This window comes from Brevibacterium luteolum, assembly GCF_013004595.1.
In the GTDB taxonomy this organism is placed as follows: Bacteria; Actinomycetota; Actinomycetes; order Actinomycetales; family Brevibacteriaceae; genus Brevibacterium; species Brevibacterium luteolum.
Genome location: NZ_JABEMC010000001.1, coordinates 579,004 through 594,763, shown reverse-complemented (window position 1 = coordinate 594,763; position 15,760 = coordinate 579,004). Strand labels below are relative to the sequence as shown.

Here is a 15,760-nt window from a genome sequence, read left to right as displayed (position 1 = left end):
TAGCGGGGTTGGTCACTTGACTTCGAAGGTGGTCTCGATCCAGCCGCGGCCGATCGACTTGAAGAACATGTTGAAGCCGACGAAGGCCGGGCTGGCCGAGGCGTCGAGCTCCAGCGGTTCGGACAGGGCGTGGACGATGAAGAAGTAGCGGTGCGGCCCGTGGCCTTCCGGCGGGGCAGCGCCGACGAAGCGCGGCTCACCGGCGTCGTTGCGCATCATGACAGCGCCCTCGGGCAGTAGGCCTGCGTCCGGGTTGCCGGCGTCTGCCGGCAGCTCGGTGACATCGGCGGGCAGGTCGGTGAGCACCCAGTGCCAGAAGCCGGAGCCGGTCGGGGCGTCGGGGTCGAAGCAGGTGACGGCGAAGGCCTTCGTCTCGGCCGGGAAGCCAGACCAGGACAGCTGCGGGGAGATGTCCTTGCCGCCGTCGATGCCCATCGCACCGGAGCGCTGGGCGGCGTCGAGTTCGGCTCCTTCGGTGATGTCGGTGCTGGTGACCTCGAAGCGCGGGACCTCGTTGAGCTTGGCGAAGGGTGAGTTCTGGTGCTCGATCATGTTTCCTCCTGAGCCGGTGGCGGTGACGGGTGGCGGCTGAGGGCTCTCAGCCGCCGGCCGGGCTCTGGCCCGGGGTCTGGTCGTACTTCATCGGGCTTTCGGTCTTACGCTTTCGAGACAACAGCAAACCGCCCAGTTCGTCAACATGCAGCCGGCCGGTGAGCACGGCGGTCACACCCTGGGTGATCGGCAGTTCGACGCCGTGGGAGCGGCCGAGTTCGAGAACGGCGGCAGCACTCTTGACGCCCTCGGCGGTCTGGGCGGTGCGGGTGGTGGCTTCTTCCAGGGTCAGGCCCTCGCCGAGCAGCCGGCCGAAGGACCGGTTGCGCGACAGCGGTGAGGCACATGTGGCGACGAGGTCGCCGAGGCCGGCGAGACCAGCCAGAGTGTGGGCATCAGCGCCCATCGCCAGGGCCAGCCGGGTGGTCTCGGCCAGGCCGCGGGTGATGATCGAGGCCTTCGAGTTGTCGCCCATCCCCTGCCCGTCGGTGATGCCGACGGCTAAGGCGATGACGTTCTTGATCGCTCCGCCGAGTTCGACGCCGACGACGTCGTCGTTGGTGTAGGGGCGGAAGTAGGCGTTGGCGGTCAGTTCGGCGATGCGGTCGGCGACAGCCTCATCGGCGCACGCGATGACGGTGGCGGTCGGCTGGCCGACGGCGATCTCTTTAGCCAGGTTGGGCCCGGAGACGATCGCGATGCGCTCGGGACCGGCACCGGTGACCTCGGCGATGACTTCGCTCATCCGCTTGCCGGTGGTGACCTCGATGCCCTTCATGAGGCTGACGAGCACCGCGTCCTCGCGCAGCAGCGGGGCCCATTCGGTGAGGTTCTCCCGCAGGGACTGCGCGGGCACCGCCAGGACCACCACCTCGGCGGCGGCGAGCACGTCAGCGATATCGGAGCTCGCGCAGATCGCTGCCGGCAGCTCGATGCCGGGCAGGTAGCGGCTGTTGGTGTGGGAGGTGTTGATCTCGTCTGCGGCTTCGGCGCGGCGGGCCCACAGCAGCACGTCGTGGCCGGCGTCGGCGATGACCTTGGCGAACGTCGTCCCCCAGGATCCGGCTCCGAGTACGGCGATCGTCATGCGGTGTCTCCTTCTGTGTGCCCAGCAGCCGGGCGGTAGTCGGCGCGGAAGCGCTCAGGCATCTCTTCTCCGCGCAGCGCGGCGAGCTCGGCTGCGATGTGGCTGGTGACGCGGTTGGTCAGGGTGCGGGCATTGGCGGTGGTCAGCCCGTCGAGGTCGCTGTAGTCGATCGCCGGGCCGAAGGCGATGCGCAGCGTGTCCTGAGGGCGCGGCTTGGGGATCTTCGCGCCGACCGGCATCGACTTGTCCAGGCCCCAGTGGGCGATCGGGATGAGCGGGGCGCCGGTCGACAGGGCCAGGCGGGCGGCACCGGACTTCGAGGCCTGCGGCCACAGGTCGGGGTCCTTCGTCAGGGTGCCCTGCGGGTAGATGACGATCGATTGCCCGCCTTCGAGGGCGGCCTTGGCGTAGACGAGGCTGCCGCCGGCGTGCACGGAGTCGCGCAGCACCGGGATCTGGCCGATCGCCTTGAGACCGGCGCCGAGCACGCCGGTGAACAGCGGCGACTTGGCCAGGTAGTGCGGCAGCCGGCCGCGGTACCACAGGGTCAGCCCGATGAGGATCGGGTCGAGGTAGCTGGCGTGGTAGGCGACGAAGATCGCCGGCTGGCCTGAGGGCGGGATGTGCTCTTCGCCGAGCACCTGGTAGCGGCCGAAGAGGCGGAACAGCGCCCCGGCGGTCGGGGCGACGAAGCTGGCGGTGAACTTCTGCTTCTTCAGGCTCTTCTCATCGAAGTCGACGTGGTACTTCGGCGGGGTGCCGGTGACGTCGACGGTGCCCTCAGGGGTGGCGTGCAGGGCTTCGGCCGGCACGTCATCGGGGTGGGCGTGGCTATCGTTGTGCTTCATGCCATCTGCACCTTCGCGCCGAGGGCGGCGAGCTTGTCGAGGAAGTCCTCGTAGCCGCGGTTGATGATGCCGATGCCCGAGACCCGGGAGGTGCCTTCGGCGGCGAGGGCGGCGATGAGGTGGGAGAACCCGCCGCGCAGATCGGGGACCTCGATGTCGGCACCCCGCAGCTTCGTGGGCCCGGAGATGACGGCCGAGTGCTTGAAGTTCTTGCGCCCGAACCGGCACGGGGTCCCGCCGAGGCATTCGCGGTAGAGCTGGATCGTCCCGCCCATCCGGTTGATCGCGTCGGTGAAGCCGAAGCGGTTCTCGTACACAGTCTCATGGATGATCGACAGTCCGGTCGCCTGCGTCAGGGCGACGACGAGCGGCTGCTGCCAGTCGGTCATGAAGCCCGGGTGCACGTCGGTCTCCAGCGGCAGGGAGGACAGATCGCCTCCCGGGTGGGAGAACCGGATGCCGGTCTCGGTGACGTCGAAGGTGCCGCCGATCTGGCGGAAGACGTTGAGGAAAGTGATCATGTCCGGCTGGTGGGCGCCTTCGACGAACACCTCACCGCCGGTAGCCAAGGCCGCAGACGCCCACGAGGCGGCCTCGATGCGGTCAGGCAGCGCCCGGTGGGTGTAGCCGGTGAGCTCGTCGACGCCGAGGATGCGGAAGCAGCGGTCGGTGTCGACGGAGATGATCGCGCCCATCTTCTGCAGAATCGCGACCAGGTCCATGATCTCGGGTTCGATCGCGGCGTTCTTCAACTCGGTGACGCCTTCTGCTGTGACGGCGGTGAGCAGCACCTGCTCGGTCGCTCCGACCGAGGGGTAGGGCAGCTCGACTTGGGTGCCCTGCAGCCGCTGGCGGGCTTCGAGCTGGATGCCGCCGGGGGTCTTGTCGACGGTGGCCCCGAACTGGCGCAGCACGTCGAGGTGGAAGTCGATCGGCCGATCGCCGATGCGGCAGCCGCCGAGGTCGGGGATGAAGGCTTTGCCGAGGCGGTGCAGCAGCGGTCCGCAGAAGAGGATCGGGATGCGCGAGGCGCCAGCGTGGGCGTCGATGTCGACGATGGAGCCCTGTTCGACGTTCGAGGGGTCCATGACGAGCTGGCCGTCGGGCGAGTCGCCGTCGGGCTGGGATTCGACGCGCACGCCGTGGACTTCGAGCAGGCCGGTGACGACCTCGACGTCGCGGATGCGCGGGACCCCGCGCAGCACAGACGGGCTGGATCCCAGCAGTGATGCGACCATCGCCTTCGACACGAGGTTCTTCGCACCTCGGACGCGGACGGTGCCGCTCAGCGGTGTGCCGCCGTCGACCTCGAGCATTGTCCTCCTTCGCCGTGTTCCGGCCGTGCGCACGCAGGGTTCGGTTCGGCTTGGGAGCCGGCGCCGAGGCGGTGGCTCGGCGGCATAGCGTGCGTGACCAGCCTAGCGAATCGTCGGCCGGTCAGCCTGTCACCACACTGTCAGAAAGGAAGTACGCGCTCAGGGTCAGCGCGCTGCCTCAGACCTTCGCCGGCAGCGTCTGCGGCTTGAAGCTCGGACGGGAGGCCTCATAGGACTCGATGTCGTCTGCGCGCCCGAGAGTCAGGCTGATGTCGTCGAGGCCTTCGAGGATCCGCCAGCGGGTGTAGTCGTCGATCTCGAAGGGCACGGTGAGCGAATCGCAGGTCACGGTGCGGCTTTCGAGGTCGACGGTGATCTCGGTGCCGGGCTGGTTGTCGAGGATCTTCCAGATGAGCTCGATGTCGGACTGCTCGAGCTTGGCGGCCACGAGGCCCTCCTTGCCGGCGTTGCCGCGGAAGATGTCGCCGAAGCGGCTGGAGAGCACGGCTTTGAAGCCGTAGTCCTTGAGCGCCCACACGGCGTGCTCACGTGACGAGCCGGTGCCGAAGTCGGGGCCGGCGACGAGCACCGAGCCGCCGGCGTAGGCCTCCTGGCTCAGCACGAAGTCCGGGTCCTTGCGCCAGCGGGCGAAGAGGGCATCGTCGAAGCCGGTGCGGGTGATGCGCTTGAGGTAGACGGCCGGGATGATCTGGTCAGTATCGACGTTCGAGCGGCGCAGCGGCACGCCGGTGCCGGTGTGCGTGGTGAACTTCTCCATGGTTCCTCCCTCAGGCGCTGACCGCAGTGCGGTCATCGGCGGTCAGGTCAGCAGGCGATGACAGGGTGCCGCGCACCGCGGTGGCCGCGGCGACGAGCGGGCTGACGAGGTGGGTGCGCCCGCCCTTGCCCTGCCGGCCTTCGAAGTTGCGGTTCGAGGTCGAGGCGCAGCGTTCGCCCTCGGCGAGCTGGTCGGGGTTCATGCCCAGGCACATCGAGCAGCCGGCGAAGCGCCACTCAGCACCGAAGTCGGTGAACACCTCGTCGAGGCCCTCGGCCTCGGCCTGCAGGCGGACCTTCGCCGAGCCGGGCACGACCATGAACTTCACATCCGGGTGCTTGGTCCGGCCGCGGATGACGTCGGCTGCTGCGCGCAGGTCCTCGATGCGGCCGTTGGTGCACGAGCCGAGGAAGACGGTGTCGATGGCGATGTCGCGCAGCGGCATGCCCGGGGTCAGGTCCATATAGGCCAGTGCGCTCTCAGCGGCGGCGCGATCGTTCTCGTCGACGATCTCGGCCGGGTCCGGGACGTTGGCGCTCAGCGGCAGACCCTGACCGGGGTTGGTGCCCCATGTGACATAGGGTTCGATGTCTGCGGCCTGGAGGACCACCTCGGCGTCGAAGACCGCGTCGTCATCAGTCCGCAGGGTCTTCCAGTATTCGACGGCGGCATCCCAGTCGGCGCCCTCGGGGGCGTGGGGGCGGCCGTGGATGTAGTCGAAGGTCGTCTCGTCCGGGGCGATCATGCCGGCGCGGGCACCCGCCTCGATCGACATATTGCAGATCGTCATGCGGGCTTCCATCGACAGCTTGCGGATCGCCTCGCCGCGGTATTCGAGGACGTAGCCCTGTCCCCCGCCGGTCCCGATCTTGGCGATGATCGCCAGGATGATGTCCTTGGCCGTCGAGCCTTCGGGCAGCTCACCGTCGATCGTGATCGACATCGTCTTGAACGGCTTGAGGCTCAGCGTCTGGGTGGCGAGCACATGCTCGACCTCGGAGGTGCCGATGCCGAAGGCGAGCGCACCGAAGGCGCCGTGGGTCGAGGTGTGGGAGTCACCGCACACGACGGTCATGCCCGGCTGGGTGAGTCCGAGCTGCGGGCCGACGACGTGGACGATGCCCTGGTCGGCATCGCCGAGGGAGTGCAGGCGGATGCCGAACTCCTCGGCGTTGGCGCGCAGAGTCTCGATCTGCTTGCGGGAGGTCGGATCGGCGATCGGCTTGAAGATCTCCAGTGTCGGAGTGTTGTGGTCCTCGGTGGCGATCGTGAGGTCCGGGCGGCGCACCGGCCGGCCGGCGAGGCGGAGTCCTTCGAATGCCTGGGGGCTCGTCACCTCGTGCACGAGGTGAAGGTCGATATAGAGCAGGTCGGGAGCGCCGTCGTCGCCGCGTGCGACGACATGATCGGCCCAGACTTTCTCGGCCAGTGTCTTGCCCACAGGATCCTCCTATATGCGGTTCGCGCCTGAGACAGGTCACGGGTGCGGGTTGGCCACCGACATTAATGCGCCATTTTGCATGGTGAACTTGCATCTCGATTTTTGAGATTGCAGAATGTTGAACATGAGCACTCAAACTGGTAGCGGCGTGGGGGTCATCGACAAGGCCTCCCTCGTTCTTTCTGCACTTGAAGCCGGCCCGGCTTCCCTTGCCGAGCTCGTCACGCTCACCGGCCTCGCCCGCCCGACGGCACACCGTCTGGCCGTGGCCCTGGAGTACCACCGCTTCGTCGGCCGCGATCTGCAGGGCCGGTTCGTGCTGGGCCCCCGCCTGGCCGAGCTGTCGTCGGCTGCCGGTGAGGACCGGCTGCTGGCAGCCGCCGGGCCGGTGCTCAACCAGCTGCGCGACCGAACCGGTGAGAGCTCCCAGCTGTTCCGCCGGCAGGGCGATCTGCGCCTGTGCGTGGCGGCAGCCGAGCGCCCGGTGGGCCTGCGCGACTCCGTGCCGGTCGGAGCGACCCTGAGCATGCGCGCCGGTTCGGCCGCACAGGTGCTGCTGGCCTGGGAGGAGCCCGACCGCCTGCACTCGGGACTGCGCGGTGCCCGCTTCACCGCCACGATGCTCTCCGGTGTGCGCCGCCGCGGCTGGGCCCAGTCGATCGCCGAACGCGAACGCGGCGTCGCCTCCGTCTCCGCTCCTGTGCGAGGACCGAGCAACCGAGTCGTGGCTGCTGTGTCGATCTCTGGGCCGGTCGAGCGGCTGACCCGCCAGCCCGGCCGCCTGCACGCACAGTCGATCCTCGAGGCAGCCAAGGCCCTGACCGAGGCGCTCAACCGCGCCTGAACCGCTCCTCTTCACATCGCGGCATCGGACATCAGGTCCGGTGCCGCGATTGCGTGTGCCGGAAAGCTCTGCTGAGCCCGTTCCATTCCGTGTGGGAGTCGTTAGGCTGGCAGGAACCGCGGAAGCGGTTCCACATATCCCTATATCGCACAGTTGAGGAGAGAAGATGCCAATGACGTCACCTGGCCTGCTGTGCTGCCTGTCGCTGTTCATCGACACGAAGCGCCGGCAGAGCCTACATGACAAGGCAGCATCGACGGCCGTCATCAGCACAGCCGACCGCTGAGCTGAGCCTGGCACCGGCAGATGCCCGATGACAGACCGACGGTGCAGAGCGCCGGATCACCGCGGCGCTCTCCCGGCTGTCAGCACTGTCAGCAGCATCAACGACTGAGAGGAACACCATGACCCAGCCTCCGTCCCATCCACGGGACCCACAGCAGCCCCAGGACTCACAGCAGCCGATCGGATACCAGGCTCCGCATGCTCCTGCAGCCGGCCAGTCTCAGCCGGGCGCCGCCAGCCCTTACGCTCACCCCTATGGCGGACAGCCGACCGGCGGAAACCCGTACGACATAGAGCCCGGTTCCGGCTGGGGCGGCGCACCGGAAACCGAAAGACCGGTCAGCGGCCGGTCGGCCAGCGGCTTCTTCAAAGCCCTGTTCGACGTGAAGTTCGATCACTTCGTCAGCATCACGTGGGCGGGGATCATCTACGTGCTGCATATCCTCGCGTGCGCGCTCACGTGGATCGCCATCGTCGTCTTCGGCATCATCTTCGGTCTCGCCATGGGCGTGAGTGTCTTCGGTGAGTCGTCGTTCAACCCGCTGCCGCTCATCCTCGCGATCCTCTTCGGCTGGATTCCGGCCCTCATGCAGCTCGTCTACGGGCGCATGGTTCTGGAGTTCATCGTCGCCTCGATCAAAACCGCCGAGAACACCCGGAAGATCGCCGAAGACACACTCTCGCTCAGTCGGCGCTGAGCTGAGCCTCGGCGGCGGCCTGTGACCGGGTGCTCAGGACACCACCGAAGGAGACGAAGATCCCGCCGAGCACGAGCACCACGACCACGGCAGCAGTCTGCCCGCCGAGCAGTGCGGTCAGTGCCGGCAGCCAGAATGGGAAGAGGGCCGGTATCACGATCGAGGCACTGTATGCGGTGCCGTAGCCGGTCGAGCGGACCTCGGCCGGGAAGATCTCTGAGAGGTGCGCGCCGATCGGCCCGTAGGCGGTGACGGTGAGCGCCTGGATGAGGCACACGAGCGCTGCGGTGGCGACGATCGTCGGGGCCTGCGTGATGAGCACGTAGAGGGTCGGCCCGCCGATTGCGGCGATGATGCCGGCGAGCACGAAGAACCGGCGCCTGCCGACGAGCGTGGAGATGTGCCCGGCCACCGACATCACCAGCGCCTGGGCGATCGCGGCGGCGGCCATGACGACCGGCACGGTCTCAGCCGTCAAATGGGCGGCACTTCCGCCCTCACCGAGGTAGGCGGCCATCCGGATGACGACCATATTCGTCATCAGCCACAGCCCGGTCATGAGCAGGAACACCGCCCAGAACGGCCGCGCCCAGCGGCCGAACACGACCGCCCGCAGCGAACCGCGCTGGGCCGGACGCTCACCGGAGCCAGCCGCCTGAGTCTCCTCCGCCTCGGGAGCGGCGGCGTCCGCCGGCAGCAGCTGGGAGGCTTTCGCATCAGCGACGTTGCGGTGGTAGTAGGCGAGCACGAGCAGCGAGGCGATGCCGCCGGTGGCAAACGCCAGCCGCCAGCCGAACACGGCATAGGCCTCGGGGCCAAGAGCGGCGAGCAGGCCGAGGGTGGCCAGGGCGATCGAAGCCTGCGCCCATGGGGCCATCGCCATGATGAGCCCGGAGAACAGGCCGCGGCGGCGCGGGGCCGACCATTCCATCGCCAACGGGATCGCCGAGGTGTACTCGCCGGCGAGGAACATGCCGCCGAGGAACCGCAGCAACAACACGAGCCCGATCGCAGCGATGCCGATCGTCTCGTGGGTCGGCAGGCAGGCGATCGCCAGAGTGCAGACGGCGGTGCCGGCGATGGCGACCTGGGTGATGGCGGTGCGGCCGAACCGGTCGGCCAGCCGGCCGAAGACGACCGCGCCGAAGGGCCGGCCGAGCAGCGTGGCGACGATCGTGAGCGTCGCAGCCCCTGCGATCGCCTCGCTGCCGACCAGGTGCGGCAGGGCTGGAGCGAGGGCGGTCAGCGGCAGGAAGATGTGCAGCTGATCGACGTAGTTGCCGACCACTCCGCCGGTCAGCGCGGCACGGGCCTCGCGCGGCGGGCGGGAGCTGGTATCTCGGGTCATGGTCTCCGTCGATCAAGCCAGGGCACCGCGCGGGGGCGGTGCCGGTGGGAAATGACGAATCCCGGCGCCTGATCATGTCAGACACCGGGACTATCCGTACCCCCGAGCGGGTTCGAACCGCCGTTTCCGCCTTGAGAGGGCGGCGTCCTAGGCCACTAGACGACGGGGGCGCTGGGGTACCAGGACTCGAACCTAGACTAAGTGAACCAGAATCACTCGTGCTGCCAATTACACCATACCCCAATGCACTTCGGAGGCTTGCGCCTCCCTGGCAACGAAAGATTACTCTACACACTCCGAACCCCGAGTGCAAAATCGCGTGAGGGGCGGCACAATGAGGCCCATGGACCTCCAGATCTCAGGCCGCACATTCATTGTCACAGGCGGCTCATCAGGGCTCGGATTGGCCACCGCCGAGGCGCTGGTCGCCGAGGATGCCAACGTCGTGATCTCCTCGCGCAGCCAGGAGAAGATCGACGCCGCTGTTGGTCAGCTCGGTGACCGGGCGGCCGGGCTGGCTCTCGACAATGCCGCTCATGACGCCGGTGAGCGGCTCTTCGCTGCTGCCGCCGAGGCGTTCGCAGACGCACCGGTTGCCGGTGTGTTCATCTCCGTCGGCGGGCCGGCTGTCGGGCGCTACTTCGACACCAGTGAGGAGCAGTGGCGCGAGGCCATCGAGTCGGTGTTCCTCGGCTCCCTGCGCCTGGCCCGCTGCGCCTGTGAGCGCCTGGAGACAGGTTCGGCCGTCGGGATGGTGCTGTCATCGTCGGTGTGGAATCCGATCCCCTCGATCGCGATCTCGAATGCGCTGCGGCCCGGGATTGCAATGGCGATCAAGAACATAGCCGATGAGATCGGCCCGCGCGGCATCCGGATCTTCGGGGTGGCCCCCGGTCAGATCCTCACCCCGCGGATGGGTGAGGCGCCCGATGCTGAGCAGCTGGAGCATGTGCCGCTGCGCCGGCTCGGGCAGCCGCATGAGTTCGGGCAGGTCGCAGCGTTCCTGCTCTCCCCTATCGCCAGCTACATCACCGGCAGCGTCATCGCCGTCGACGGCGGGATGGTCCGCTCACTGTGAGGCTACGGAGAAGCCTCTGATGGGCACACGGCGGAATAGATACGCGCGCGGGAAATGGTTTGGGAAGCCCGTAAGAAATATTCGAGCGATGCCACTTCGAACGGCCGTTGTGTGCTTTCTTAGGGCCCTTTTGGGTTCCCGCAGGTCTACGCTCGACTCGATCGCCACAGCTATAAATCTTGAATCGGCAGTGGCAGAAGCAGTGAGATCCGGCTGGCCCAGTACCCGAATGAGTCGTCTACTTTCTGCAGCGAGTTCTTTCCCCCATCCCAAGGCACGTCGGACGATCATCCGGGCACTCGCTATACGTATGCGCGAGACAACGTGGAGCGACCAAGCCGTCTACGTATCGGAACGGGCTTTTTCGCATGCGCCTCGGCAACAAAGCAAACTCAAGCAATTGGTCTCCAAGGTTCCGGACGGTGACGAGTCCGCGCAACGCTCGGCCGAGCGGGAAATCGCCGAGATGATTGGAACGACCGCAAAATCACGTCGGTTTGCAGCAAATCTGTATAAGGACCTGGGCTGGACGGAAACGGCCAGGTGGCTCGAGGAACCACAAGATGATCGAGGGCGACAGAAACCACCGTCGGCGCGAGCCACTGCCAATCCGCTTTATGACGCCGCAGCTTGCGTTCCCACTTGCACCAACGACTCTCGAGCACTAGTTGTTATAGCTAATCTGGCCCTTCCTGATTTCACAACGCTCCTGGCTGAAGCGTCATCATCCCCACTAACTGCTGACATTCACTGGCTCGCTTCCGAACTCAGCGTTCACGGACGATGGATTCTGGCTCCCGAAACTCCTACCAAGATCTGCAATGGCGAGAGGGCAGACCATATTTTGGTCGCTGCGAAAGAGAAAGGTCTGGTGGCTGAGATCGTCTACGTCTCAGGCTGCAGAGAACGGTTGAATCTTCCTGTCCCAAACGGCTCGGAGAACAGCCGTATCGCGGGGCCGCTTCATCGGGTAGTGGCAGCGGCACTGCTCTTCGTATTCTCAGACGAGCAGAATCTCATCAAGACTGGCTCCCTTGCCGACCCGGCTCATACCAAACGCCTTCAGGCCGAGGGCGACATCTCATCCTTCTACCTAATCTCAGAGGCTCCCGGCCGACCGACCCTGATTAAACGTTCGTCCTTGCCGGCTCTCCCGCAAAGCCCTCGGAAGTCGCACGAAGTACGCGGCCATCTCCGGCGCGTCCGTGGGGAGGCCTATCATGTAAGAGCGCACCGCCGAAACGGTTGAATGCCCCTTTAATGCCTGGCGACTGTCAGAGCGAACTCTGGCCACAAGGGTCTTGTGTCCTGCGGACAAACGATCCCCGGTGAAACGGGCGCATGAAATTGCGCACGGCAGCCCGTTGTGCTCATACTCGTTGGTCACCCATGGCCGCATCTGCGGCAGCAGTGAGGCGGTTGCCAGGGAGTACTGCTGGGGAACACAGGCGTCCTCGAAGTACACCGCGGCAGCCGCCACCACCTCGGCTCGACGCAGCTTCTCGGCATCCCACCGAAGATCGACAGGATCGCGATCATCAGGAGCGTCACCGCTGAGGTGATAGCCAGCGTAATGACGAAGATGTCCTTGTGGGAGTCGCGGTAGGTGAGGTTGCAGATGATGAGCAGCGACAGATCGCCCCGTTGTGCGGCATCGTGTCCAGACCGCCGGAGCCCATCGCGATGATGCGGTGCATCGTCTCGGCAATGTCACACCCGCGATTCCGGATACCGGGCAGGGCATCGAGGTCTCAGATTTCGTCGCGGGTGAGCTTGAGCAATCGGTCGAGCACCGCGCCTGAGGATGCCGAGAGTCCGTTGTGCTCGTACTCGTTCGTCACCCACGGCCGCATCTGCGGCAGCAGCGCGGCGGTCGCCAGAGAGAACTGCTGGGGCACATAGGCGTCCTCGAAGTACACCGCAGCAGCCGCCGGCACCTCAGCGCTCCGCAGCTTCTCGGCATCCCACAGCCGTGGCCACTCGTGTGCGGCCACGCGTTCGGCGATGTCCTTCCACACCGCAAGCGGGCCGGTGGTGAACACGGCCGGAGTCATGTGCTCACCGGCCAGCAGCGTCGGGTCGGTGCGCACCGCCTCGGGCATCGCCGCTTCAGCGGCCCAGTCGGTGACGACGCCATCAGCCCAGCAACTTTCGTGCACGACCGCGTACAGCGGGTTGCGGCCGGCAAACGGCAGGGCCGCGGCGAAGTCGTAGCGGAAGGCGGCGGTGTCGATGTCGCCTTCGAGCAGGTAGGCCAGCCGTTCGGCCCCGCCCGAGGCACCGAGGAAGTGGCCGAGCAACCGCACGTGATCGCCGGTGGCGATCGTGCCGTCGGGCAGCTCCAGACCGGATTCAGCGCGGGCGCTGAGCGCCTTCAACTTCTCGGCCGCGCGCGGGTACCGGGCGGTGAAGGCCCGGGACTTGGCCGTCATCTGCTGCCAGGTCGCGGCGTAGACCTCCCGCGGGTGCCCGCCGACGGCCGGCAGCCCGCCGGTGAACAGAGCCTCGCGGATGACCTCAGGATGCTCGTTCAGGTACCGCAGCGTGCAGAACCCGCCGAAGGACTGCCCGAGCACACTCCACTGCTCGGCCCCGAGCGCCTGCCGGACGTCTTCGGCATCGGCGATGATCGAATCGGCCCGCAGGTGAGTCAGGTACCCAGCCACCGCCTCGGGATCGGTTGCATCGAGACCGGCCGGCAGGCCGGTGATGTGCCCGTCGACCCAGCCGATGGGGGTCGAGCGGCCGGTGCCGCGCTGGTCGAGCATGACGATGCGGAAGTCCTTGAGCGCCCGTTCGATCCAGCCGGGGCTCGACTGGGTGGCGCGGAACGCCTCGTGCCCGGGCCCGCCCTGCAGGTACAGCAGGTAGGGCTTGGCCGAGTCCTTCGTGCCCAGGATCCGGGCGAAGACCTCGAGTGTGGCCGGCTCCTCCCCCGTTCCCGAGGTGGACAGCGGCTGACCGTAGCCGCGGTCGACGGGCACGGTGAGGGTGAGCTCTTCGACGGTCAGCCCGGGCAGGTGCAGGCCTGGGACCACGGTAGCGGTGTCAGTCATCTCAGGCGTCCTGCTCCTCGCCGTCGGCGAGGCGATCGGCGAGCGCCCGCAGGCGGGTCAGCGAGGAGTCCTTGCCGAGGATCTCCATCGACTCGAACAGTGGCGGAGAGACCCGGCGGCCGGACACGGCCACGCGCAGCGGCCCGAAGGCCAGGCGCGGTTTGATGCCCATCTCCTCGACGAGCGCGGTCTGCAGGGCGTCCTGGATCGCCTGGGTCGACCAGTCATCGAGTGGTTCGAGCACGCGCAGGGAGGCAGCAAGCACCTCGGGGGCGGTGTCCTTGAGCGTCTTGAGCCCGTCGGCGGTGAGCTCCAGGTCGGCATCTGCCGTGAAGAGGAAGCCGAGCAGGTCCGGTGCTTCGCCGAGGAGGTTCATGCGGGTCTGCACGAGCGGGGCGGCGGCGGTGAGGATCTCGTTCTCCCGGGCGCTGAGCTGCTCACCGACGATGCCGGCGCGCTGCAGGTAGGGCACGAGCCGGGTGCGGAAGTCAGCGGCGTCGAGCATGCGGATGTGGTCGCCGTTGATGGCGGTGGCCTTCTTGACGTCGAAGCGGGCCGGGTTGGGCAGCACGTCGTGGATGTCGAAGGCCTCGATGAATTCCTCGACGGTGAAGACGTCGCGGTCGGGTCCGATCGACCAGCCGAGCAGGCCGAGGTAGTTGATGAGGCCTTCGCGGATGAAGCCGTTGTCGCGGTGGAGGAACAGGTTGGATTCCGGGTCGCGCTTCGAGAGCTTCTTGTTGCCCTGGCCCATGACGTAGGGCAGGTGGCCGAACTCAGGGGTCTGCTCAGCAACCCCGATGTCCTTGAGCGCTTCGTAGAGGACGATCTGGCGCGGGGTCGAGGACAGCAGGTCCTCGCCGCGCAGCACGTGGGTGATGCCCATGAGAGCGTCGTCGACGGGGTTGACGAAGGTGTACAGCGGCTGTCCGCCTGAGCGCACGACGACGAAGTCCGGCACAGACCCGGCCTTGAAGGTGATCTCGCCGCGGACGAGGTCGGTGAAGGTGATGTCCTCATCGGGCATGCGCACGCGCAGCACCGGTTCGCGGCCCTCGGCGCGGAAAGCGGCCTTCTGCTCGTCGGTCAGGTCGCGGTCGTAGCCGTCGTAGCCGAGCTTCGGGTCGCGGCCGGCGGCTTTGTGGCGGGCCTCGACTTCCTCGTTGGTGGAGAAGGACTCGTAGAGGTGGCCGGCGTCGACGAGGCGGGTGATGATGCCCTGGTAGATCTCGCCGCGCTGGGACTGCCGGTAGGGTCCGTCGGGTCCGCCGACGTCGATGCCCTCATCCCAGTCGAGGCCGAGCCAGCGCATCGCCTCGAGCACCTGGCCGTAGGACTCCTCGGAGTCGCGGCTGGCGTCGGTGTCCTCGATGCGGAAGACGAATGTGCCGCCGGTGTGGCGGGCGTACGCCCAGTTGAACAGGGCGGTGCGGACCATCCCGACGTGCGGGGTGCCGGTGGGCGATGGGCAGAAGCGGACTTTGACGCTCACAGTTTCCTTCGTTCTTCGTCGATGCGTGTGCTGGTGGCTGGTGGGGTGACACCGATCCCGAGGCGGAGGTCTCCGGTCCCGAGGCGGTGGTCGCCTGGGTGCGGCTCAGGCGTCCATCACCGGGTTCTCGAGCAGTCCGAGCCCCTCGATGGCCACCGAGACGTGCTGGCCGGCTTCGATCTTCCCGACTCCTGCCGGGGTGCCGGTGAGGATGACATCGCCGGGCAGCAGCGTGATCGTCTCGGTGATGTGCTCGATGAGGGTCGGGATGTCGAAAATGAAATCCTCGGTCGTGCCGTTCTGGCGCTGCTCGCCGTCGACCCACGAGCGGATGGCGACGGCTTCGGGGGCGAAGTCGGTTTCGATCCACGGGCCCAGCGGGCAGGAGGTGTCGAAGCCCTTGGCACGTGACCACTGCTTGTCGGTGTCCTGGATGTCGCGCAGGGTGACATCATTGCCGGCGAGGTAGCCGAGCACGGTGTCGTAGGCCTGTTCGGCGCTGACCTGTTTGGCGACCCGGCCGATGACGACGCCGAGCTCGGCTTCATAGCTGACGTGCTCGCTGATCGCCGGGATGCGGATCGGGTCGCCGGGGCCGATGACGGCGGTGTTGGGCTTGAAGAAGGTCAGCGGGGAGACCGGCACGTCGTTTCCGAGTTCGGCGGCGTGGTCGGCGAAGTTCCTGCCGACGCACACGATCTTCGAGCGCGGGATGATGGGGGCCAGCAGGCGGACCTCGTCGTAGGTCAGGCGGTCGCCGGTGGACTGGGCGGGGCTGAAGAAGGGGTCCGAGTCGAGGACGGCGATCTCCAGGCCCGAGGTGTCGGCCCGACCGTCGACGATCTCGCCGAGCTCGCCTTCGACGACGCCGTAGGTGGGTTCATCGTTGTGGACGAATCTGACAATGCGCATGGCTACAGTCTAGTCATGGGCAGCC

Annotated in this window: 14 protein-coding genes and 2 tRNA genes; 4 read left to right on the top strand and 12 right to left on the bottom strand. The window is 67.0% G+C overall.

The genetic code is table 11. From position 1 onward, the window contains the following. Positions 1–12: 12 nt before the first annotated feature. The 6 genes from HLA91_RS02740 to leuC all read right to left on the bottom strand — a co-directional run bounded on the left by HLA91_RS02740 (position 13) and on the right by leuC (position 6,022). A complete protein-coding gene (locus tag HLA91_RS02740; RefSeq protein ID WP_102161727.1) occupies positions 13–552 on the bottom strand; it encodes a YbhB/YbcL family Raf kinase inhibitor-like protein in 540 nt (179 codons plus the stop codon). A gap of 46 nt (positions 553–598) precedes the next feature. After that, positions 599–1,639, bottom strand: a complete 1,041-nt coding sequence (locus HLA91_RS02735; RefSeq protein WP_170273389.1) for an NAD(P)H-dependent glycerol-3-phosphate dehydrogenase — start codon at positions 1,637–1,639, stop codon at positions 599–601. Next, positions 1,636–2,487, bottom strand: a complete 852-nt coding sequence (locus HLA91_RS02730; RefSeq protein ID WP_170273388.1) for a lysophospholipid acyltransferase family protein — start codon at positions 2,485–2,487, stop codon at positions 1,636–1,638. Before HLA91_RS02730 ends, HLA91_RS02735 begins: the two co-directional genes overlap by 4 nt. After that, on the bottom strand, positions 2,484–3,803 hold the full coding sequence (gene murA, locus HLA91_RS02725) for a UDP-N-acetylglucosamine 1-carboxyvinyltransferase (RefSeq protein ID WP_170273387.1): 1,320 nt from the start codon (positions 3,801–3,803) through the stop codon (positions 2,484–2,486). Before murA ends, HLA91_RS02730 begins: the two co-directional genes overlap by 4 nt. A 178-nt stretch (positions 3,804–3,981) precedes the next feature. Continuing rightward, complete coding sequence (leuD, locus tag HLA91_RS02720) at positions 3,982–4,581, bottom strand: 3-isopropylmalate dehydratase small subunit (RefSeq protein ID WP_165882518.1); 600 nt, start codon at positions 4,579–4,581, stop codon at positions 3,982–3,984. 10 nt (positions 4,582–4,591) lie between these two features. Continuing rightward, entirely contained in the window at positions 4,592–6,022 is a 1,431-nt protein-coding gene (gene leuC, locus HLA91_RS02715) for a 3-isopropylmalate dehydratase large subunit (RefSeq protein ID WP_165882517.1), read from the bottom strand. A gap of 124 nt (positions 6,023–6,146) precedes the next feature. Here leuC and HLA91_RS02710 point away from each other — a divergent pair, with 124 nt between their 5' ends. Both HLA91_RS02710 and HLA91_RS02705 read left to right on the top strand, forming a co-directional pair. After that, positions 6,147–6,866 carry an IclR family transcriptional regulator gene (locus HLA91_RS02710; protein ID WP_102161721.1) on the top strand — a complete coding sequence of 240 codons (720 nt, stop codon included), beginning with the start codon at positions 6,147–6,149 and terminating at the stop codon, positions 6,864–6,866. Positions 6,867–7,270: 404 nt separating this feature from the next. Further along, on the top strand, positions 7,271–7,849 hold the full coding sequence (locus HLA91_RS02705; RefSeq protein ID WP_170273386.1) for a DUF4282 domain-containing protein: 579 nt from the start codon (positions 7,271–7,273) through the stop codon (positions 7,847–7,849). Here HLA91_RS02705 and HLA91_RS02700 read toward each other — a convergent pair. The 3 genes from HLA91_RS02700 to HLA91_RS02690 all read right to left on the bottom strand — a co-directional run bounded on the left by HLA91_RS02700 (position 7,836) and on the right by HLA91_RS02690 (position 9,440). Continuing rightward, positions 7,836–9,197: an MFS transporter gene (locus tag HLA91_RS02700; RefSeq protein WP_170273385.1), complete on the bottom strand. Its 1,362-nt coding sequence runs from the start codon at positions 9,195–9,197 to the stop codon at positions 7,836–7,838. The genes HLA91_RS02705 and HLA91_RS02700 overlap by 14 nt on opposite strands. 97 nt (positions 9,198–9,294) lie before the next feature. Further along, positions 9,295–9,367, bottom strand: a tRNA-Glu gene (locus tag HLA91_RS02695). A gap of 1 nt (position 9,368) precedes the next feature. Further along, positions 9,369–9,440: transfer RNA gene (locus tag HLA91_RS02690), tRNA-Gln, on the bottom strand. Between the two features lie 100 nt (positions 9,441–9,540). On the opposite strand from HLA91_RS02690, the gene HLA91_RS02685 reads away from it, so the two are divergent. Then, on the top strand, positions 9,541–10,275 hold the full coding sequence (locus HLA91_RS02685; RefSeq protein ID WP_170273384.1) for an SDR family oxidoreductase: 735 nt from the start codon (positions 9,541–9,543) through the stop codon (positions 10,273–10,275). Between the two features lie 310 nt (positions 10,276–10,585). Continuing rightward, positions 10,586–11,524 carry a hypothetical protein gene (locus tag HLA91_RS02680; RefSeq protein WP_170273383.1) on the top strand — a complete coding sequence of 313 codons (939 nt, stop codon included), beginning with the start codon at positions 10,586–10,588 and terminating at the stop codon, positions 11,522–11,524. A gap of 502 nt (positions 11,525–12,026) precedes the next feature. On the opposite strand, the gene HLA91_RS02675 is transcribed toward HLA91_RS02680, so the two are convergent. The 3 genes from HLA91_RS02675 to HLA91_RS02665 form a co-directional block, all read right to left on the bottom strand. After that, positions 12,027–13,331 carry an alpha/beta fold hydrolase gene (locus HLA91_RS02675; protein WP_170273382.1) on the bottom strand — a complete coding sequence of 435 codons (1,305 nt, stop codon included), beginning with the start codon at positions 13,329–13,331 and terminating at the stop codon, positions 12,027–12,029. 1 nt (position 13,332) lies between these two features. Then, the gene (gene gltX, locus HLA91_RS02670; protein ID WP_239557147.1) at positions 13,333–14,769 is read right to left on the bottom strand and encodes a glutamate--tRNA ligase; all 1,437 of its coding nucleotides are present in this window, start codon (positions 14,767–14,769) and stop codon (positions 13,333–13,335) included. Positions 14,770–14,928: 159 nt separating this feature from the next. Next, complete coding sequence (locus HLA91_RS02665; RefSeq protein WP_170273380.1) at positions 14,929–15,735, bottom strand: fumarylacetoacetate hydrolase family protein; 807 nt, start codon at positions 15,733–15,735, stop codon at positions 14,929–14,931. Between the last annotated feature and the right edge of the window lie 25 nt (positions 15,736–15,760).

Excerpts from the sequence above, each read along its gene's own strand:
- HLA91_RS02740 (WP_102161727.1), bottom strand. The coding sequence starts at position 552 with ATGATCGAGCACCAGAACTCACCCTTCGCCAAGCTCAACGAGGTCCCG.
- HLA91_RS02735 (WP_170273389.1), bottom strand. The coding sequence starts at position 1,639 with ATGACGATCGCCGTACTCGGAGCCGGATCCTGGGGGACGACGTTCGCC.
- HLA91_RS02730 (WP_170273388.1), bottom strand. The coding sequence starts at position 2,487 with ATGAAGCACAACGATAGCCACGCCCACCCCGATGACGTGCCGGCCGAA.
- murA (WP_170273387.1), bottom strand. The coding sequence starts at position 3,803 with ATGCTCGAGGTCGACGGCGGCACACCGCTGAGCGGCACCGTCCGCGTC.
- leuD (WP_165882518.1), bottom strand. The coding sequence starts at position 4,581 with ATGGAGAAGTTCACCACGCACACCGGCACCGGCGTGCCGCTGCGCCGC.
- HLA91_RS02710 (WP_102161721.1), top strand. The coding sequence starts at position 6,147 with ATGAGCACTCAAACTGGTAGCGGCGTGGGGGTCATCGACAAGGCCTCC.
- HLA91_RS02705 (WP_170273386.1), top strand. The coding sequence starts at position 7,271 with ATGACCCAGCCTCCGTCCCATCCACGGGACCCACAGCAGCCCCAGGAC.
- HLA91_RS02700 (WP_170273385.1), bottom strand. The coding sequence starts at position 9,197 with ATGACCCGAGATACCAGCTCCCGCCCGCCGCGCGAGGCCCGTGCCGCG.
- HLA91_RS02685 (WP_170273384.1), top strand. The coding sequence starts at position 9,541 with ATGGACCTCCAGATCTCAGGCCGCACATTCATTGTCACAGGCGGCTCA.
- HLA91_RS02680 (WP_170273383.1), top strand. The coding sequence starts at position 10,586 with ATGCGCGAGACAACGTGGAGCGACCAAGCCGTCTACGTATCGGAACGG.
- HLA91_RS02675 (WP_170273382.1), bottom strand. The coding sequence starts at position 13,331 with ATGACTGACACCGCTACCGTGGTCCCAGGCCTGCACCTGCCCGGGCTG.
- gltX (WP_239557147.1), bottom strand. The coding sequence starts at position 14,769 with ATGGTCCGCACCGCCCTGTTCAACTGGGCGTACGCCCGCCACACCGGC.
- HLA91_RS02665 (WP_170273380.1), bottom strand. The coding sequence starts at position 15,735 with ATGCGCATTGTCAGATTCGTCCACAACGATGAACCCACCTACGGCGTC.